Source organism: Streptomyces sp. NPDC090106 (assembly GCF_044747265.1).
Classification (GTDB): Bacteria; Actinomycetota; Actinomycetes; order Streptomycetales; family Streptomycetaceae; genus Streptomyces.
The window spans coordinates 230,345-248,943 of record NZ_JBIVDS010000007.1; the positions used below are offsets into that span (position 1 = coordinate 230,345).

Genomic DNA, 18,599 nt, shown 5'->3' on the forward strand with positions numbered 1-18,599 from the left:
CCCCCGCACCGCTCACGGGCTCATAGGCGTCTCCGGCCTCCCGCGCGCCGTGCCGTCGACCGGTCGCCCCTCCGTCTCGCACTCGCGGGGGGAGGGGAAGCCGGGCCGGGGCGGCGCCGGGGCCGGACGGCGGGTCGGACGGCGGGACGGGCGGCCCAGGGCCACGCCGGTCAGGACGAGGGCCAGGCCGCCCAGCTGTCTGCCCGTGAGCACCTCACCGGCGACCGCCGTGCCGAGCAGCACCCCCGTGACGGGATTGAGCAGGCCGATCAGCCCCACCGTGCCCGCCGGCAGATGCCGCAGCCCCGCGAACCACACGGTGAACGCCAGTGCCGTCGCGATCACGGAGACATAGCCGAACGCGAGGAGCGCCGACGCGGAGAGCGCGGGCGGCGCCCCCTCGACGGCCGCGGCGACCGGGAGCAGCAGCAGCGCACCGGCGGTGAGCTGCCACGCGGTCGAGGCGAGCACGTCGGTCCCCGCGTTCCACCGCTTGGTCAGGATGTGCCCGAACGACGACACCAGCATCGCCCCCGCCGACGCCAGCACACCCGCCCCGCTCACCGCGTCCGCCCCGCTCAGCAGCATCAGGCAGACCCCGCCGAGGCCGACCGCCGCCCCCAGCAGATGCGCGGCGCTCGGCCGCTCCGCCACCAGGGGCCAGGCGATGAGCATCATCGTGAGCGGCGCGGCGGCCATGACCGTCGAGGCGACGCTCGTCGGCAGCAGCATGGAGGCGGCGTAGACGAGGACGAAGAACACGCTCACGTTGAGCAGCCCGAGGACCGCCGCCCGCCCCCACCACACCCCGCGCGGCCGGCTGCGGCACAGGGCCAGCAGCACGAGGCCGGCGGGAAGTGCCCGCAGCGCGGCCCCGTACAGCGGACTGTCCGGCGGCAGGAACGCGTGTGTCACGTAGTAGTTGGCTCCCCAGGCCACCGGCGCCGTCGCCGTCAGTGCCACCCACCGCAGATTACCTTCCATGGAAGACAATATAGCTTCCCGGGAAGGTATATTGTCCAGTGCGGAGAACCGGCGAGGGACGGAGCGGCACATGGCGGAAGGGGAGGGCATGGACAGCGCGCGCCCGGTGGACCGCGTGGCCCGCATCCAGGACGACTGGCGCCGTGAGCGGCCCGACCTCGACGTCACCCCGCAGGGCGTGATCGGACGGCTGCACCGGCTCGCCGACCGGCTGACCGAGGAACTCTGCCTCGTGTACGGCCGCTACGGCCTCGGGGAGGGCGAGTTCGACGTCCTGTGCGCCCTGCGCCGCGCCGGTGAGCCCTACGAACGGGCCCCCGGTGAACTCGCCGCGCACACCATGGTCACCACCGGCGCCATGACCAAGCGCCTCGACCGGCTGGAGCGCGCCGGACTCGTCACACGCCGCCGCTCCGAGGACGACCAGCGCGCCCGGATCGTCGCCCTCACCCGCCCCGGCCGTGAACTCGTCGACCGGGCCTTCACCGACCACATGCGCAACGAGCGCCGCCTCCTGGACCTGCTCACGCCCGCCGAGGCCGCGACCCTCGAACTCCTGCTCACCACCTGGCTGTCCCGCGTGGAACCCCCTGAACAGGACGGCCCGGTCACACCGTGACGACCAGCTTGCCCCGAGGATGCCCGCTCTCCAGATGCCGTACGGCGGCGACCGCCTCCGCCAGCGGATAGGCGCGGTCGACGACCGGGGTGATCACGCCCTGCTCGGCGAGCGCCTTCAGCGTGAGCAGGTCCCGCTGCCGGGTGATCGCGAACAGTGGCCGGAACCGCTGCTTCACGAAGGCCGAGAGCACCGCGGCACGGGCCCACCGGTCCATGCCGCCCAGGAACGGCCCGCCGTCCTCGCCCCCGACGAACACGACCGTGCCCCGCGGGGCGAGGACGCTGCGCAGCCGGGACAGGGGGCGGTTCCCGGCGGAGTCGAGGATGAAGTCGTAGCGGGTGCCGCGCGCGGTGATGTCCTCCCGCGTGTAGTCGATGACGTGCGCCGCGCCCAGCGAGCCCACCAGGTCGGCGGCCGAGGGGCCGCACACGCCGGTCACCTCGGCGCCGTAGTGGACGGCGAGCTGCACCGCGTAGGTGCCCACACCGCCGGACGCGCCGATGACCAGCACCTTCTGGCCGGGCCGCGGACGGGCCACCTCCAGCCCCTGGAGGGCGGTCACGGCCGAGACGGGCAGTACCGCCGCCTGCTCGAAGGAGAGCCCGGCGGGCAGCGGGGCGAGCTGATCGGGCTTGGCGGTCGCGTACTCGGCGAACGAACCGGCACACTGCCCGAACACTTCCTCGCCCGGCTTGACCCCGGTCACCTTCGACCCCACCGCCTCCACCCGCCCCGCCGCGTCCCAGCCGCACACCGCGCGGGCGGGCCTGCGCAGTCCGACCTGCGGGCTGAGGCGGGCGACGTAGGGCCGCCCCGTCATCAGATGCCACACGCTCGGGTCGACCCCGGCGGCCCGCACCTCGACGAGCACTTCGTCGTCACGGGGCACGGGACGGTCGATGTCCCGCAGCCGCAGTGAGTCGGCGGAGCCGAACGCGTCCTGGACGATCGCCTTCATCGGGGCCCTCCCTGGCACGGGGTCGTCTCCACGTAGCCGGATGCACGTACTCGGATCGTCCTCGGCGCACGGCCCGACGGCCAGTCCCTGTGCGGCACGGAACGCGGAACGGCCCCTGTTCTCCCGAACCACCGGGAGAACAGGGGCCGTTGAGCCGTGCCCGCCGTGCTACGCGCCGGCGGTGCCCCGGCGTCGCACGACGAAGGCGACGGCCGCCGCCCCGGCCAGCACCGCCGCCGCGATGCCGATCCAGGCACCCGCGGACAGTCCGCCGTCGTCGTCCTGCTCGGTGGCGGCGGCCTGCGGCGTGCTGCTCTCCTGCTCCCGCGGTGCCTCCTGCGTGGGCGACGCGGCGGGGCTCTCCGGCGCGCTCGGGGTCGGGCTGACCGTCGTGGCGCCGGGGGCCGCCGCCTTCAGCTTCAGGGTCGGGGCCGGGTTGCCGTCGCCGTGGTCGTCGCCCTCCGCCCCGCCCAGTTCGATCCACCGGTCGACCTCGCCGTCGCTGTAGCTCTGGAGCGTCTTGAACGCCAGCTCCTTCGCGTCCGGCAACTGCCGTACGACGACGGAGTACTCGGCGTCGCCGCCGACCTTCAGGGCGGTGCCCTTGACGGTGTAGCCGTCGTCGGTGGTGCTGAACTTCCAGCCGGCCGGGCCCTGCCCGTACGACACGTCGGACGGGGCGATGCCCTCGGGCAGCACCACCTGGATCTGGCTGATCCCGGCGGTGGCCGACTCCGACTCGGCGGTGAAGGTGAGTTCGACGTTCTCGGCGAGCGCCTGGGCGTTCTCGGACTCGACCTCGACATGGGCGGCGGCCGGAACGGCCGTGAGCAGTACGGCGGTCGCCGCGGTGGCCGTGGCGAAGGCGAGGCGGTGGGTGATGCGCGCGGACATGGGTGTCTCCAAGGCAGGGGGGTATGGCCGGACGCCGTCGGTCGGGCGTTCCGGTGGGGTCGGTCGACAAGCGCTCCTGGGCGGCGGCCGGTTGACGGGAATGCACCGTCAGCCGTCAGCCGTCAGCCGTCAGCCGTCAGCCGTCAGCCGTCAGCCGTCAGCCGTCAGCCGTCAGTTGACAGCCGTGGGCCGTCGCCCGGTGGTCGCGTCAGGCGACGAGAGCCGCGCACCCCGCGGGAGGTCCCCGCCGTACCACCGCGTAGGCCAGGACGGGGGCGGCGGACCTCGGCCGCGCGTCCTCCGCCCGTACCCGGACCGGCGCCCCCGGTGTTCCGACCGGCCCCGGCCGCCCCGACAGCGTCCGCGCGGCGCGGACATGCGCGCCCGCCGCACCGAACAGCGCGGTGAGACCGCGGGCCAGTGTCCAGCAGGCCGTGTCCGCGCGGTGCAGCAGCAGCGCGACGAGCACGGCGGCCAGCGTGTGCGCCGCCGTCATGGCGACGGAGTCGTGCCCGTGAGCGTGCGCGCCATGGTGCATATGGTCATGGGTCATGGGGGTGCGGGGCGTGTGTGTCGTGAGCGTCAGCCACAGATGCAGACCCGACTGGCCCGCCACGCTGCACGCGACGACCGTGACCGCGTGACGCGGGCGCCGCACTCCGACCAGACCCAGCAGGAACAGCCCGGCGGCGACCGCCGAACCCTGCGCCCACGGCACCGTCACCTCGCCGGACAGATGGTGGGCGCTCACCCCCAGAGCCGTGCCGACGCCCGCGAACACCGCGGCCCGCAGGGCGGGCAGCGGTGCGCGGCGGTCGGTGGCGTGCTGGTGCATGATCTGCCCATCTTGGGTCATGGGGCCGGTGGCGCGCAGGACGGTACGGAAACGGGACGGGCCGCGTTCATCCCGGCGGCCTGCCCGCTTCTTGACCCCGGGGTGGGGCGCCGCGATGCTGTGGTGCCACCCATGAGGCGTCGAGGTGTGCGGGCCCTGGACCTCCCGAAGCCGATCGGCCCGCGTCTTTGGGGCCGCCCGGACCTCGGAGCGTCCCGTGGCGCTTCTCCGACGGCGACGGCGCCGGTCCTGCGGGAGCGACTCGACCGCCGCCGCCGATGTCAGCCAACTCCCTTTACTGGAAATCCTGTTGCGCCTGTTCACGCAGGCGGGGCGGGCGCTTCGGGCTGCCGTCGGAACGGGTCGCGAGCGGGTGTGAACGAGGCTCTGTGACGCCTTGACAACCGTTCGGAGCCGACCTCAAACTGGCGTTGCGCTCATCGCAATCCGTTTCGTCATACGCACCGAGGTGTCATGAAGATTCCCGCGTGCCGTCTCGAGGATCTGCCGCGAGGCGAGGCCCACCGGCTCGACATCGATCCGCCGGTCTCGGTGTTCCACACCGACGACGGCGAGCTCTTCGCCATCGACGACACCTGCACCCACCAGGACGCCTCGCTCGCCGACGGCTGGCTGGAGGGCTGCGAGGTGGAATGCCCGTTGCACGCCTCGAAGTTCGACCTCAGGACCGGTGCCGTCGACTCCCCGCCGGCCAAGCTCCCGGTCCGCACCCACGAGGTGGTCGTCGAGGACGGCACGATCCATGTGCTGCTGTCCACCGAGGCGCCCAACCTGCCGCCGTGCATCGCCGCCCGGCTCGCCGGAGGGCCCGCGTGAGGACGGTCGCCGTGGTGGGCGCCTCGCTGGCCGGCCTCTCCGCGGCCCGCGCGCTGCGGGGGCAGGGCTACGACGGACGGCTCGTCGTCATCGGCGACGAACTCCACCGCCCCTACGACCGGCCCCCGTTGTCGAAGGAGTTCCTCGTCGGCACGATGGGCGAGAGGGATCTCGCGCTGGAGACGGACGACGAGGATCTGGGCGCCGAATGGCTGCTCGGCGTCCGCGCGACCGCCCTCGACGGCGCGGACCGCACCCTCCGGCTCTCCGACGCACGCACCGTACGGACCGACGGGATCGTCCTCGCGACCGGCGCCGCCGCCCGTACCCTGCCCGGTTCCGCGAACCTCGCGGGCGTGCACACCCTGCGCACCCTCGACGACGCCCGCGCCCTGCGCGACGAACTCGCCCTGGGCGGAAGGCTGGTGGTGATCGGCGCCGGGTTCGTCGGCGCCGAGGTCGCCTCCACCGCCCACGCCCTCGGCCTCGACGTGACCGTCGTCGAGGCCGCCCCGACCCCGCTCGCCGGACCCCTCGGCCCGGCCATGGGCGCCGTCGTCTCCGGCCTCCACACCGACCACGGCGTACGACTGCGCTGCGGCGTCGGGGTGAAAGGGCTCAGCGGGGAGCGGCGGGTGGAGGCCGTGCTCCTGGACGACGGCTCCAGCGTCCCGGCGGACATCGTCGTCGTCGGAGTGGGTGCCCGGCCCTGCGTCGGATGGCTGGACGGCTCGGGCGTCGCCCTCGACGACGGCGTCAAGTGCGGTGCCGACGGCCGTACTTCACTCACCGGAGTCGTCGCGGTCGGCGACTGCGCCGCCTGGTACGACCCGGGCGCGGGCGCGCACCGCAGGGTCGAGCACTGGACCGGCGCGCTGGAACGTCCGGCCGCCGCCGTCACGGCCCTGCTCACGGGCGGCGCGGTGGACCCGGCGCCGCCGAGACCGCCGTACTTCTGGTCGGACCAGTACGGGGTGAAGATCCAGTTCGCGGGCCACGCGGCGGGCGCGGACAGCGTCACCGTCGAGGCGGGCAGCGCGGACGGCCGTGACGTCCTCGCGGTGTACCGGCGCGGCGACACCCCCCTCGCCGTGCTCGGGATGAACCAGCCGCGGCTGTTCACCCGCCTGCGCAGGCAACTCGCCGCCCGGCCCGCCTGAACCGGAACCCCTCCCGTGTCCTGACCCTCTTCCCGAGGAGTGCACCGTGACCCCGACCGGACTGCCGGACAGCCTGATCGCCACGCTCCCCGGATCCTCGTACACGGATCCGGCGGTCTTCGCCCAGGAGCAGGAGCGCATCTTCGAGACGATGTGGTTCTGTGTCGCGCGGGCGGCCGATCTGCCGACCCCCGGCGCCTTCCGCACCGTCGACGTCGGACGCGAGAGCATCCTCGTCACCCGCGCCCGCGACCGGTCGGTGCGCGCCTACTTCAACGTGTGCCGGCATCGTGGCGCGAGGCTCTGCACCGAGGAGAGCGGCGAGGTCAAGCGGGCCTTCCAATGCCCCTACCACGCCTGGACGTACGGGCTGGACGGCAAGCTGGTCGCCGCGCCCAACCTGACCAAGATGCCCGACGTCGGACGTACCGAGTTCGGGCTGGTGAGCGTCGCCGTGCGGGAGTGGCTCGGCTATGTGTGGGTGTGCCTCGCGGAGAACCCGCCCTCCTTCGAACAGGACGTGATGGGCGCGGTCGTCGAACGGCTCGGGGACGTCGAGTCGATCGAGCACTACGGCATCGACTCCCTCACCGTGGGCAAGCGGATCGTCTACGACGTGCGGGCGAACTGGAAGCTCATCGTCGAGAACTTCATGGAGTGCTACCACTGCGCCACCATCCACCCCGAACTCACGGAGGTGCTCCCGGAGTTCGCCGACGGCTACGCCGCCCAGTACTACGTGGGCCACGGCGCCGAGTTCGGCCGCGAGGTGCAAGGGTTCACGGTCGACGGCTCGGAGGGCCTGGACCGGATACCGGGCGTCGCCCAGGATCAGGACCGCCGCTACTACGCGATCACCGTCAAACCGCAGGTGTTCATCAACCTCGTGCCCGACCACGTCATCTTCCACCGGATGTACCCGCTGGCCGTCGACCGCACGGTCGTCGAGTGCGACTGGCTCTACCTTCCGCACGTCGTCGACGGCGGCAAGGACGTCAGCCGGTCCGTGGAGCTGTTCCACCGCGTCAACCAGCAGGACTTCGACGCCTGCGAGCGCACCCAGCCCGGGATGAGTTCACGGATGTACGCCAAGGGCGGCGTCCTCGTGCCCAGCGAGCACCACATCGGCGCCTTCCACGACTGGGTCGGCGAACGCCTCGGAGCCGTCGCCCGGCCCGGCACGGTCCCTCAGCCGAGGTAGCCCATCCGGATGCTGATCTCCTCGGCACCCTTCACCAGCACCGGCGCCATCTCGTGCAGCCGCTCCTCGGTGAAGCGGTACGAGGGCCCGGACGCGCTCAGCGCGGCGATCACCGCTCCGTCCCGGTCGCGGACCGGGGCGGCCATCGCGTGCAGCCCGATCTCCAACTCCTCCAGGGTGAAGGCGTAGCCGTGCTCGCGCGCGTCGGCGAGGTTCCTCTCCAGCTTCGTCTTCGCGGTGATCGTGCGGGGCGTCTCCTTGCTCAGCCCCGACCGGGTCAGCAGCGCCGAGCGCTTCTTGGCGGGCAGGTGCGCCAGCAGGATCTTGCCGCTCGACGTCGCGTGCAGCGGGGTGAGCTGGCCGACCCAGTTGTGCGCGGTGATCGCACCGGGACCGCGCACCTGGTACAGGTTGATCGCGAAGTGCTCTTGCATGACCGCGATGTTGACGGTCTCGCCGATCTCCTCGGCGAGCCGCTCGCACACCGGGCGGCCCTGCTGGGTGATGTCTATACGGCCCGTGACGGCCCCGGCGAGCCGCACGATGCCGAAGCCCAGACGGTACTTGCCGCGCTCGCCCGCCTGCTCGACCAGACCGCGTGCCTCCAGCGCCCCGAGCAGCCGGAACGCGGTCGACTTGTGGACGTCGATCTCGCCCGCAACCTCACTGACGCCCGCCTCGCCGCGCTGGGCGAGGATCTCCAGGACGCTGATCGCGCGGTCGACCGACTGGACTCCGCCGGACTGTGAACCCGATGTTTCCGTGTCAGTGCTGTAGTTGCTCACAGTGAAACTATACGCGTAGTAAACAACACGACGGCAAGTAACGACACCGAAACCAAGCTGTTCCAGGTTGCGTTGCTCGCAACCTGGTGCGTATCGCGGCACCGCCGCTAGCATGCCTGGCGTATCTCTGGCGCGAGCGAGACGAGGCACCATGGCGGATGCTCAGTACGACTTCGTCATCGTCGGGGGCGGTTCGGCCGGCAGCGCACTGGCGAACAGACTCACCGCGGACCCGGCGAACCGGGTGCTGGTACTGGAGGCCGGCCGCTCCGACTACCCGTGGGACGTCTTCATCCACATGCCCGCGGCGCTGACCTACCCCATCGGCAGCCGCTTCTACGACTGGAAGTACGAGTCCGAGCCCGAACCCCACATGGGCGGCCGTCGCGTCTACCACGCGCGCGGCAAGGTCCTCGGCGGCTCCAGCAGCATCAACGGCATGATCTTCCAGCGCGGCAACCCCATGGACTACGAACGCTGGGCGGCCGACCCGGGCATGGAGAGCTGGGACTACGCGCACTGCCTGCCCTACTTCCGGCGCATGGAGAACTGCCTCGCCGCCGACCCCGACGACGAGTTCCGCGGCCACGACGGCCCCCTCGTCCTGGAGCGCGGACCGGCCACCAACCCCCTGTTCACCGCCTTCCAGAAGGCCACCGAGGAGGCGGGCTACGCACCCACCGACGACGTCAACGGCTACCGGCAGGAAGGCTTCGCCAAGTTCGACCGCAACGTCCACCGCGGACGCCGGCTCTCCGCCTCCAAGGCCTACCTCAAGCCGGCGATGAAACGCCCCAACCTCACCGTCAGGACACGGGCGTTGGTCACCCGTGTCCTGTTCGAGGGCAAGCGCGCCGTCGGTGTCGAGTACCAGCGGGGCAGGGGAGCGCCGCAGCGGGTGCGCGCCAAGGAGGTCGTCCTGTGCGGCGGCGCCGTCAACTCGCCCCAGCTGCTCCAGCTCTCGGGCGTCGGCAACGCGGACGAACTGCGCGACCTCGGCATCGACGTCGTCCACGACCTCCCCGGCGTGGGCGAGAACCTCCAGGACCATCTGGAGGTCTACGTCCAGTACGGATGCAGACAACCCGTCTCCATGCAGCCGTACCTGGCGAAGTGGCGCGCCCCGTTCATCGGCCTCCAGTGGCTGTTCCGCAAGGGCCCGGCGGCCACCAACCACTTCGAGGCGGGCGGGTTCGCGCGCAGCAACGACGACGTCGACTACCCCAACCTGATGTTCCACTTCCTGCCCGTCGCCGTCCGCTACGACGGCTCCTCGCCCTCCGGCGGCCACGGCTACCAGGTGCACGTCGGACCCATGTACTCCGACGCCGTCGGCTCGGTGAAGATCAGGAGCAGGGACCCGCGCGAGCACCCGGCGCTCCGCTTCAACTACCTCTCCACCGAACAGGACCGCCGTGAATGGGTCGAGGCGATTCGCGTGGCCCGCAGGCTCCTCGACCAGCCCGCGCTCGCCCCCTACAACGACGGCGAGCTCTCGCCGGGACCCGGGGTGGAGAGCGACGAGGAGATCCTCGCCTGGGTCGCGAAGGAGGGCGAGACCGCCCTGCACCCGTCCTGCACCTGCAAGATGGGCACCGACGAGATGGCCGTCGTGGACCCCGCCGGCCTGCGCGTGCACGGCGTCGAGGGGCTGCGCGTGGTCGACGCCTCGGTGATGCCGTACGTCACCAACGGCAACATCTACGCGCCGGTGATGATGATCGCCGAGAAGGCCGCCGACCTGATCCTCGGCAAGGAGCCGCTGGAGCCCTCCAAGGCCGTCTACTACCGTCACCGCGACGCGCGCGAACGAACCGAGTAGCACGCCATGTGCCGCGCGGCGGACGGTAGTTGAGACCGCGCACCCAAGGCGCCGCATAGGTGTCGTATACAGGCGGGAGCGTGATCGCCCGCATGGCGAAATCGTCATCGGCGAACCCCTTGACGCCTGTCAGGACATTCGCCAGGGTGTTCCATCACAAGCAATACGGTGCACGATGCGCAACGAAGTTCTTTCGAAAGGCTCGGCGCGTGGCAGACCTGTATGTGGCTGGGGAATGGCGGGACGCGGAGGCCGGCGGACGCCGGGAGATCCGATGTCCCGCCGACGGCACGCTCGTGGCGACGGTGTCGGAGGCGACCCGCGCCGACACCGAGGCGGCGATCGGCGCGGCCCGCCACGCCTTCGACGAAGGGCCCTGGCCCCGCACCCCCGAACGGGAGCGCGGCGCCCTCCTGCTGCGCACCGCCGACATCCTGGAGCGCGACGCCAAACAGTTCGCGCGCGCCGAATCCCTGGACACCGGCAAGCGGTTGGTGGAGAGCGAGTACGACATCGCCGACGTCGTCTCCTGCTTCCGCTACTACGGAGGCCTCGCGGGCACCGACGCCGGACGGGCCATCGACACCGGACGCGACGACGCCGTCAGCCGGGTCGTCTACGAGCCGGTCGGCGTCTGCGCCCTCATCACCCCCTGGAACTACCCTCTGCTGCAGGCCAGTTGGAAAGTCGCCCCGGCTCTCCTCGCGGGCAACACGATCGTCCTCAAGCCCAGCGAACTCACCCCCTCCACCTCCGTCCTGCTGATGAGGGCACTGGAGGAGGCCGGACTCCCCGCCGGTACCGCCAACCTCGTCCTCGGCGCCGGACCCGAGGCCGGCGCCCCGCTCGCCGAGCACCCGGCCGTCGACATGGTCTCCTTCACCGGAGGTCTGGAGACCGGCAGACACCTCATGGCCACCGCCGCGGCGGGCGTCAAGAAGGTCGCCCTCGAACTCGGCGGCAAGAACCCCAACGTCGTCTTCGCCGACGCAGACTTCGAGACGGCCGTCGACTTCGCCCTCACCGCCGTCTTCCTGCACTCCGGCCAGGTCTGCTCGGCGGGCGCCCGGCTCGTCGTCGAGGACGCCCTGCACGACCGGTTCGTCGACGAACTCGTGCGCCGCGCACGGCGGATCAGGCTCGGCGGCCCCTTCGACCCCGAGGCCGAGACCGGCGCCCTCATCTCCGCCCGGCACCGCGACAAGGTCGAGGCGTACGTCGCCGCCGGGCTCGCCGAGGGCGCCGTCCTGCGCTGCGGCGGCGCCCGCCCCGAGGACCCCGCGCTCGCGGACGGCCACTACTACCCGCCCACCGTCCTCGACGAGTGCACCCAGGACATGCGTGTCGTGCACGAGGAGTCCTTCGGGCCCGTGCTCACCGTGGAGCGCTTCACCGACGAGGACGACGCCGTCCGTATCGCCAACGACACCGAGTACGGCCTCGCGGGCGCGGTCTGGACCCAGGACGCGGGCCGGGCCCAGCGGGTCGCCCGTCGGCTGCGCCACGGCACCGTGTGGATCAACGACTACCACCCCTATGTGCCGCAAGCGGAATGGGGTGGCTTCGGGCACTCGGGCGTGGGCCGGGAGCTGGGACCGACCGGCCTGAACGAGTACCGAGAGCCCAAGCACATCTGGCAGAACATCCAACCCCGGCCGCAGCACTGGTTCCGCGGCTGACCGCCGAAAAGAGGTCGAACGTGACCACACAGACCGAGGTGCCGCAGCGGCGCGGCACGCCCCACGACTCGGGCTCCACCCCGGTCATCTCCGTGCGCAGGCTGTGGAAGGTGTTCGGACCCAGGGCCGACCAGGTCCCGGACTCCGAGGAGCTGTGCGGCCTGACCCGCCGTGAACTCATGGACCGCACCGGCTGCACCGCCGCTGTGCGCGACGTCGAGTTCGACGTCTCGCCCGGCGAGGTCTTCGTCGTCATGGGCCTGTCCGGCTCCGGCAAGTCCACCCTCGTGCGCTGTCTGACCCGGCTGATCGAACCCACCGCGGGCGAGGTCGTCTTCGAGGGCGAGGACATCCGCCAGGCCGACGCCAAGCGCCTGCGCGAACTGCGGCGCAGCAAGTTCTCCATGGTCTTCCAGCACTTCGGTCTGCTGCCCCACCGCCGCGTCGTGGACAACGTGGCGTTCGGACTGGAGATCCGGGGCCTGGGCCGCGCCGAACGCGTCAGGCGCGCCCAGGAGGTCGTCGAACTCGTCGGCCTCGCCGGGTACGAGAACTCCTACCCCGACCAGCTCTCCGGCGGCATGCAGCAACGCGTCGGTCTGGCACGGGCGTTGGCGGGCGACCCGGACGTCCTCTTCTTCGACGAGCCGTTCTCCGCCCTCGACCCGCTGATCCGCCGCGACATGCAGAACGAGGTCATCCGGCTGCACCGCGAGGTCGGCAAGACCATGGTGTTCATCACCCACGACCTGTCCGAGGCCCTCAAACTCGGCGACCGCATCCTCATCATGCGCGACGGGAAGACCGTCCAGTGCGGCACCGGCGACGAACTCGTCGGCGCACCGGCCGACGACTACGTCCGCGAGTTCGTGAAGGACGTGCCGCGCGGCGACGTCCTCACCCTGCGCTGGATCATGCGCGCCCCCCAGGACACGGACGCCCTGGACGGACCGGAGCTGGGCCCCGACGTCGTCGTCCGCGAGGCCACCCGGGCCGTCCTCGCCGCGGAGAAGCCCGTCAAGGTCGTCGAGAACGGCAAGCTGCTCGGGATCGTGGGCGACGAGGAGATCCTCGCGGTCGTCGCCGGGAAGGAAGGCGGCGCGCAGTGACCGTCGTCATGGAGAAACCGGAGACGGCCACCGCCGGGGAACCACCGGCCGGACCGGCGCGCGGGATCAGCCGGCCCGCGGCCCTCGCCGCGATCCTCGTCGTCTGGCTGGTCCTGTTCGCCGTGCTGCGCGGCAAGCAGACCCTGACCCTCGCGGCGGCCGACCTCACCGGTCTGCACCACTGGTTCAACGACGTCAACGACTCCGTCGGCGCCAACCGCAACTCCAACCCCGTCTTCCTGTACTTCTTCAACGAGATCCGCCTCGTCATCGACACCCTGGTCACCTTCGTCCAGGAGCTGATCGCGCAGCCCTCCGCGGGCCGTCCCCTCCCGCAGATCGGCTGGCTCGGCGTCGTCGCCGTCGCCGGATACGTGTCCTGGGCCGTCGGCAACTGGCGGGTCGCGCTGCTCGCCGTCGCGGGCTTCACCTTCCTCGGCCTCCAGGGTCTGTGGCAGGAGAGCATGGACACCCTGGCACTCACCGTGTCCGCCGTGTTCGTGGCGCTGCTGTTCGCGATACCCATCGGGGTCTGGGCGGGTCTCTCCGACCGTGTCGACCGGATCGTGACCCCGTTCCTGGACTTCATGCAGACGATGCCGACCTTCGTCTACCTGGCGCCGCTGACGCTGTTCTTCCTCATCGGCCCGGCCTCGGCGACGATCGCCACCCTCGTCTACGCGGCGCCGCCCGCGATCCGCATCACCGCGCACGCCATCCGCACGGTGCCCCGGACCACGGTCGAGGCCGCCGACTCGCTCGGCGCCACCCGGCGGCAGTCACTGACCAAGGTGCTGCTGCCGATGTCGAAGCGGACCGTCGTCATGGGCGTCAACCAGACCATCATGGCCGCGCTCGCCATGGTCACCATCGCCGCCCTGATCGACGCGCCCGGCCTCGGCAAGACCGTCGTCCAGGCCCTCCAGTCCCTCGACGTGGGAACCGCCTTCAACGCCGGTCTCGCGATCGTCGTCCTGGCCATCGTCCTGGACCGGGTGACCACCGCGGCCAGTACCCGCGCGGAGACGGCCCGCGGCTCCCGCAACCGGTTCCTGGCCTGGCGCCGGCCGCTCCTCGGGGCGGGCGCGGCCGTCACCGCCGTCCTCGTCTACCTCTCGCACACCTACGTGTGGGCGGCGGAGTTCCCCGGCGACGGCGGCACCGGCAGCGCCGTCTCCAGCGGCGCCGACCACGTCACCACCTGGGCGCAGGACCACCTCTCCGGCCTCACCAACGGCATCCGCGACGCCCTCACCACCGGCCTGCTCAACCCGTTCCAGACCCTCCTCACCGACTCCCCGTGGTGGCTGGTCGGCGCCGCCCTCGTCGCGCTCGCCGTCGTCCTCGGCGGATGGCGCTCCGGCGTCACCACGGCCGTCTGCGTCGGGCTGCTCGTCGGCACCGGCCTGTGGTCGGACAGCATGACCACCCTGGCCTCCACCGTCGTCGCCACGGTCCTGGTGATGCTCCTCGGCGTCGGTTTCGGCGTGTGGATGGGGCGCAGCGCCCTCGCCGACCGGCTGGTGCGGCCCACGCTCGACGCGGCCCAGGTCATGCCGCCGTTCGTCTATCTGGTGCCGTTCCTCGCCCTGTTCGGCGCGACCCGCTTCACCGCGATCGTCGCCGCCGTCGTCTACGCCGCCCCCGTCGCCATGAAGATCGTCGCCGACGGGGTGCGCAACGTGCCCGCGACCACCGTCGAGGCGGCCACCGCCGCCGGATGCAACACCTGGCAGATCATCACCAAGGTGCAGCTGCCGATGGCCCGCGGCGCGCTCACCCTCGCCACCAACCAGGGCCTCATCTACGTCCTGGCGATGGTCGTGGTCGGCGGCCTGGTCGGCGCGGGCGCCCTCGGCTACGACGTCGTCGCGGGCTTCTCGCAGGGAGAGCTGTACGGCAAGGGCCTGGCGGCCGGGCTCGCCATCGTCCTGCTCGGTGTCATGTTCGACCGGATCACTCAGGCGGCGGCCCGCCGCACCAGCGCGTAAGGAGCACCACACGATGGCAAGACACTGGCGAGCCGGCGTGGCCGGCATGGCGGTCCTGGGCCTGGCCCTCACCGCGTGCGGCGGCGCGAAGGTCGGTGACGACAGCGCCGGCGGCTCGGAGGAGTCCGGCAAGTGCGGCACCTTCAACCTCGCGGTCAACCCCTGGGTCGGCTACGAGGCGGACGCGGCGGTCGTCGCCTACGTCGCCGAGAACGACCTCGGCTGCAAGGTCGTCCAGAAGGACCTCAAGGAGGAGATCGCCTGGCAGGGCTTCGGCACCGGCGAGGTCGACACCGTCCTGGAGAACTGGGGCCACGACGACCTGAAGAAGAAGTACATCACCGACCAGAAGACCGCCGTCGAGGCCGGCTCCACCGGCAACAAGGGCATCATCGGCTGGTACGTGCCGCCGTGGCTCGCCAAGGCCCACCCGGACATCACGGACTGGAAGAACCTCAACAAGTACGCCGCGAAGTTCAAGACCTCCGAGTCCGGCGGCAAGGGCCAGCTCCTCGACGGCGACCCCTCGTACGTCACCAACGACGAGGCGCTGGTGAAGAACCTGAAGCTCGACTTCAAGGTCGTGTACGCGGGCAGCGAGACCGCCCTCATCCAGGCGTTCCGCAAGGCGGAGCAGAACAAGGAATGGGTGATCGGCTACTTCTACGAGCCCCAGTGGTTCCTGTCCGAGGTGCCGCTCGTCAAGGTCGATCTCCCGGAGTACACGGACGGTTGTGACGCGGACGCCGCGAAGATCGCCTGCGACTACCCCGAGTACGACCTCGACAAGATAGTCAGCGCGGACTTCGCCAAGTCCGGCAGCCCCGCCTACGACCTGGTCAAGAACTTCAACTGGACCAACGACGACCAGAACACGGTCGCCAAGTACATCGCCGTGGACAAGATGACCCCCGAGGCGGCGGCCAAGAAGTGGGTCGACGCCCACCGCGACAAGGTGGAGGCCTGGATCAAGTAGCCCGTTCCGTAGGCCCGGTGGGCGGTGCGCGCAACAGGCGTACCGCCCACCGGGCGTTGCCGTTTCCGGGTCGTTTCCGGGCCGCGTCCGCGCAGGTCACGGGCCTCTTGACACCCCCATGCGCGACGGGCACATTGAGTTGCGCAACCTGAATCACGTTGCGTACGAAGCAACTGAACCGGAGGTGCGGCAATGGCGGGACCCCGAGTGGTCGTCATCGGAGCGGGCGTCGTCGGCGCGGCTCTCGCGGACGAGCTCTCCGAGCGCGGCTGGACCGACGTGACCGTGGTCGACCAGGGCCCGCTCCCGGCGACCGGCGGTTCCAGCTCCCATGCGCCGGGTCTGGTCTTCCAGACCAACTCGTCCAAGACGATGACCGAGTTGGCCCGCTACACCGTCGAGAAGCTCTGCTCCCTCGACGTCGACGGCAAGCCCTGTTTCCTCCAGGTCGGCGGCCTGGAGGTGGCCACCACCCCCGAGCGCCTCACCGAACTGCACCGCCGCCACGGCTGGATCACCGCCTGGGGGGTCGAGGCCCACGTGCTGAGCCGAGAGGAATGCGTCGCCCGGCACCCCCTGATCAACCCCGACCGTGTCCTCGGCGGCCTGTACGTCCCCACGGACGGCCTCGCCAAGGCGGTCCTCGCCGTCGAGGCGCAGATCCGCCGCGCCACCTCACGCGGCGTCAGGTTCCTGCCCCGCCATGAGGTGCTGGACATCCTCCGGGCCGACGACGCGGTCACCGGGGTGCTGACCGACCAGGGCGAGATCCCGGCCGACGTCGTCGTGTGCTGCGCCGGCATCTGGGGCCCCAGGATCGCCCGCATGGCCGGGATGAACCTCCCGCTCACCCCGCTCGCCCACCAACTCGCCTGGACCGGACCGGTTCCCGCGCTCGCCGGCCAGACCGAGGAGGCCGTCCGCCCGATCCTTCGCCACCAGGACGCCGACCTCTACTACCGCGACCGCTACGACGGCATCGGCATCGGCTCGTACGGGCACCGCCCCCTGCCCGTCCCCGCCGACGACATCCTCGCCTTCGACGAGAACCGGCCCATGCCGTCCGTACTGGAGTTCACCGAAGGCGACTTCGCCGACGCCTGGACCGAGACCCTGTCCCTGCTGCCCGTGACGAAGGACGCCAAGGTCGAGGAGGGCATCAACGGCCTGTTCTCCTTCACCACCGACAACTTCCCCCTCCTCGGCGAGTCCCGGGACCTCAAGGGCTTCTGGGTGGCGGAGGCCGTCTGGGTCACCCACTCCGCGGGCGTCGGCCGCGCGATGGCCGAGTGGCTGACCGACGGCCACTGCTCGTCCTTCGACCTCCACGAGTGCGACGTCAACCGCTTCGAACCCCACCAGCTGGCCCCGGAGTACGTCCTCGCCCGGGACTGCCAGAACTTCGTCGAGGTCTACGACATCCTGCACCCGCTCCAGCCCTCCGGGGCGCCGCGCCCGATCCGCACCAGCCCCTTCCACGTCCGGCAGGAGGAGCACGGCGCCTTCTTCCTGGAGGCCAACGGCTGGGAGCGCCCTCACTGGTACCAGGCCAACGCGGGCCTCGTGGAAGGCCGTTCGATCCCCGTCCCGAACGACTGGGCCGCCCGCTACTGGTCGCCCATCGTGGCAGCCGAAGCCCAAGTCACCCGCGAGACCGTCGCGTTGTACGACATGACGGCCCTCAAGCGGCTGGAGGTGAGCGGCCCGGGCGCCGCCGCTTTCCTGGAGGGCATGGTCACCGGCAAGGTCGCCAAGTCCGTCGGCTCCGTGACCTACACGCTCCTCCTCGACCACGACGGGGGCATCCGCAGCGACGTCACCGTCGCCCGCCTCGCCCGCGACCTCTTCCAGATCGGCGCCAACGGCAACACCGACCTCGACTGGCTCACCCGGCACCTCCCCGCCGACGGCACCGTCCAGGTCCGCGACATCACCCCGGGCACCTGCTGCGTCGGCCTGTGGGGCCCCCTCGCCCGCGAGGTCCTGCAACCCCTCACCGACGAGGACTTCTCGAACGACGGCCTGAAGTATTTCCGCGCCCAGCGCGCCCACATCGGCAGTGTCCCCGTCACCGCGATGCGCCTGTCGTACGTCGGCGAACTCGGCTGGGAGCTCTACACCACCGCCGACCAGGGCCTGAAACTCTGGGACACCCTGTGGCGGGCCGCCGAACCGCTCGGCGGGATCATCGCGGGCCGCGGCGCCTTCAACAGCCTCCGCCTGGAGAAGGGGTACCGCTCCTTCGGCACCGACATGACCTACGAGCACGACCCCTACGAGGCCGGCGTCGGCTTCGCCGTCAAGCCCGACAAGGGCGACTTCATCGGCAAGGCGGCCCTCGAACGCCGCAAGGCGGACGTCCGGCGCAGGCTCGCCTGCCTCACCATCGACGACCCGGCTTCCGTCGTCATGGGCAAGGAACCGGTCTACGACGGTGACCGCGCCGTCGGCTACGTCACCAGCGCCGCCTACGGCCACACGATCGGCAAGGGCATCGCCTACGCCTGGCTCCCCGCGGAGCTCGCCACCCCCGGCACGACCGTGCACATCGGCTACTTCGACCGGCGGATCGAGGCGGCCGTCGCCGAGGAACCCCTGTTCGACCCGGCGATGTCCCGCCTGCGCGGCTGAGAACTCCCTGATCACCGGCCGTGGGGGGGGGGGCGGCGGGGGCCACCGGCCCCCGCCCCGGGTCCGGGTGGGGGGCGTAGTGTACCGGGAGGCGCTAACAAAAAACAAGCACATT

At 71.3% G+C, this 18,599-nt stretch carries 15 protein-coding genes; 10 read left to right on the forward strand and 5 right to left on the reverse strand.

Annotated features, from left to right (window positions below; all coding sequences use genetic code 11):
- Positions 1-12: 12 nt before the first annotated feature.
- A complete protein-coding gene (locus ACIPSE_RS23760; RefSeq protein WP_401665356.1) occupies positions 13-984 on the reverse strand; it encodes a DMT family transporter in 972 nt (323 codons plus the stop codon).
- 70 nt (positions 985-1,054) lie between these two features.
- Here ACIPSE_RS23760 and ACIPSE_RS23765 point away from each other — a divergent pair, with 70 nt between their 5' ends.
- Complete coding sequence (locus tag ACIPSE_RS23765; RefSeq protein ID WP_401665358.1) at positions 1,055-1,603, forward strand: MarR family winged helix-turn-helix transcriptional regulator; 549 nt, start codon at positions 1,055-1,057, stop codon at positions 1,601-1,603.
- Here the strand turns inward: ACIPSE_RS23765 and ACIPSE_RS23770 are convergent.
- The 3 genes from ACIPSE_RS23770 to ACIPSE_RS23780 form a co-directional block, all read right to left on the reverse strand.
- On the reverse strand, positions 1,593-2,564 hold the full coding sequence (locus ACIPSE_RS23770; RefSeq protein ID WP_401665361.1) for an NAD(P)-dependent alcohol dehydrogenase: 972 nt from the start codon (positions 2,562-2,564) through the stop codon (positions 1,593-1,595). The genes ACIPSE_RS23765 and ACIPSE_RS23770 overlap by 11 nt on opposite strands.
- 168 nt (positions 2,565-2,732) lie before the next feature.
- Positions 2,733-3,458 carry a DUF1775 domain-containing protein gene (locus ACIPSE_RS23775; protein ID WP_401665363.1) on the reverse strand — a complete coding sequence of 242 codons (726 nt, stop codon included), beginning with the start codon at positions 3,456-3,458 and terminating at the stop codon, positions 2,733-2,735.
- A gap of 208 nt (positions 3,459-3,666) precedes the next feature.
- Positions 3,667-4,293 carry a hypothetical protein gene (locus tag ACIPSE_RS23780; RefSeq protein WP_401665366.1) on the reverse strand — a complete coding sequence of 209 codons (627 nt, stop codon included), beginning with the start codon at positions 4,291-4,293 and terminating at the stop codon, positions 3,667-3,669.
- A 474-nt stretch (positions 4,294-4,767) separates the two neighbouring features.
- On the opposite strand from ACIPSE_RS23780, the gene ACIPSE_RS23785 reads away from it, so the two are divergent.
- The 3 genes from ACIPSE_RS23785 to ACIPSE_RS23795 are packed head-to-tail and all read left to right on the forward strand — an operon-like array spanning position 4,768 to position 7,491.
- Complete coding sequence (locus ACIPSE_RS23785; RefSeq protein ID WP_401665368.1) at positions 4,768-5,130, forward strand: bifunctional 3-phenylpropionate/cinnamic acid dioxygenase ferredoxin subunit; 363 nt, start codon at positions 4,768-4,770, stop codon at positions 5,128-5,130.
- The gene (locus ACIPSE_RS23790; protein ID WP_401665370.1) at positions 5,127-6,290 is read left to right on the forward strand and encodes an NAD(P)/FAD-dependent oxidoreductase; all 1,164 of its coding nucleotides are present in this window, start codon (positions 5,127-5,129) and stop codon (positions 6,288-6,290) included. Before ACIPSE_RS23785 ends, ACIPSE_RS23790 begins: the two co-directional genes overlap by 4 nt.
- Before the next feature lie 46 nt (positions 6,291-6,336).
- Positions 6,337-7,491, forward strand: coding sequence for an aromatic ring-hydroxylating dioxygenase subunit alpha (locus tag ACIPSE_RS23795; RefSeq protein ID WP_401665373.1), 1,155 nt, complete (start codon positions 6,337-6,339; stop codon positions 7,489-7,491).
- Here ACIPSE_RS23795 and ACIPSE_RS23800 read toward each other — a convergent pair.
- Positions 7,479-8,276 (reverse strand): IclR family transcriptional regulator, encoded by a 798-nt coding sequence (locus ACIPSE_RS23800; protein ID WP_401665375.1) that lies wholly within the window; start codon positions 8,274-8,276, stop codon positions 7,479-7,481. The two genes, ACIPSE_RS23795 and ACIPSE_RS23800, sit on opposite strands and share 13 nt — an antisense overlap.
- 151 nt (positions 8,277-8,427) lie before the next feature.
- Between ACIPSE_RS23800 and betA the strand changes: the two genes are divergently transcribed.
- From betA to ACIPSE_RS23830, 6 genes are all read left to right on the forward strand, one after another.
- A complete protein-coding gene (gene betA, locus ACIPSE_RS23805) occupies positions 8,428-10,098 on the forward strand; it encodes a choline dehydrogenase (protein ID WP_401665377.1) in 1,671 nt (556 codons plus the stop codon).
- Between the two features lie 209 nt (positions 10,099-10,307).
- On the forward strand, positions 10,308-11,777 hold the full coding sequence (locus ACIPSE_RS23810) for an aldehyde dehydrogenase family protein (protein WP_401665380.1): 1,470 nt from the start codon (positions 10,308-10,310) through the stop codon (positions 11,775-11,777).
- Positions 11,778-11,797: 20 nt separating this feature from the next.
- Positions 11,798-12,886, forward strand: coding sequence for a glycine betaine/L-proline ABC transporter ATP-binding protein (locus ACIPSE_RS23815; RefSeq protein ID WP_401665383.1), 1,089 nt, complete (start codon positions 11,798-11,800; stop codon positions 12,884-12,886).
- Positions 12,883-14,877: an ABC transporter permease subunit gene (locus ACIPSE_RS23820; RefSeq protein WP_401665385.1), complete on the forward strand. Its 1,995-nt coding sequence runs from the start codon at positions 12,883-12,885 to the stop codon at positions 14,875-14,877. Before ACIPSE_RS23815 ends, ACIPSE_RS23820 begins: the two co-directional genes overlap by 4 nt.
- Before the next feature lie 13 nt (positions 14,878-14,890).
- Positions 14,891-15,853: an ABC transporter substrate-binding protein gene (locus tag ACIPSE_RS23825; RefSeq protein WP_401665388.1), complete on the forward strand. Its 963-nt coding sequence runs from the start codon at positions 14,891-14,893 to the stop codon at positions 15,851-15,853.
- A gap of 192 nt (positions 15,854-16,045) precedes the next feature.
- Positions 16,046-18,484 carry an FAD-dependent oxidoreductase gene (locus tag ACIPSE_RS23830; RefSeq protein ID WP_401665390.1) on the forward strand — a complete coding sequence of 813 codons (2,439 nt, stop codon included), beginning with the start codon at positions 16,046-16,048 and terminating at the stop codon, positions 18,482-18,484.
- Positions 18,485-18,599 lie beyond the last annotated feature (115 nt).

Excerpts from the sequence above, each read along its gene's own strand:
- ACIPSE_RS23760 (WP_401665356.1), bottom strand. The coding sequence starts at position 984 with ATGGAAGGTAATCTGCGGTGGGTGGCACTGACGGCGACGGCGCCGGTG.
- ACIPSE_RS23765 (WP_401665358.1), top strand. The coding sequence starts at position 1,055 with ATGGCGGAAGGGGAGGGCATGGACAGCGCGCGCCCGGTGGACCGCGTG.
- ACIPSE_RS23770 (WP_401665361.1), bottom strand. The coding sequence starts at position 2,564 with ATGAAGGCGATCGTCCAGGACGCGTTCGGCTCCGCCGACTCACTGCGG.
- ACIPSE_RS23775 (WP_401665363.1), bottom strand. The coding sequence starts at position 3,458 with ATGTCCGCGCGCATCACCCACCGCCTCGCCTTCGCCACGGCCACCGCG.
- ACIPSE_RS23780 (WP_401665366.1), bottom strand. The coding sequence starts at position 4,293 with ATGCACCAGCACGCCACCGACCGCCGCGCACCGCTGCCCGCCCTGCGG.
- ACIPSE_RS23785 (WP_401665368.1), top strand. The coding sequence starts at position 4,768 with ATGAAGATTCCCGCGTGCCGTCTCGAGGATCTGCCGCGAGGCGAGGCC.
- betA (WP_401665377.1), top strand. The coding sequence starts at position 8,428 with ATGGCGGATGCTCAGTACGACTTCGTCATCGTCGGGGGCGGTTCGGCC.
- ACIPSE_RS23825 (WP_401665388.1), top strand. The coding sequence starts at position 14,891 with ATGGCAAGACACTGGCGAGCCGGCGTGGCCGGCATGGCGGTCCTGGGC.
- ACIPSE_RS23830 (WP_401665390.1), top strand. The coding sequence starts at position 16,046 with ATGGCGGGACCCCGAGTGGTCGTCATCGGAGCGGGCGTCGTCGGCGCG.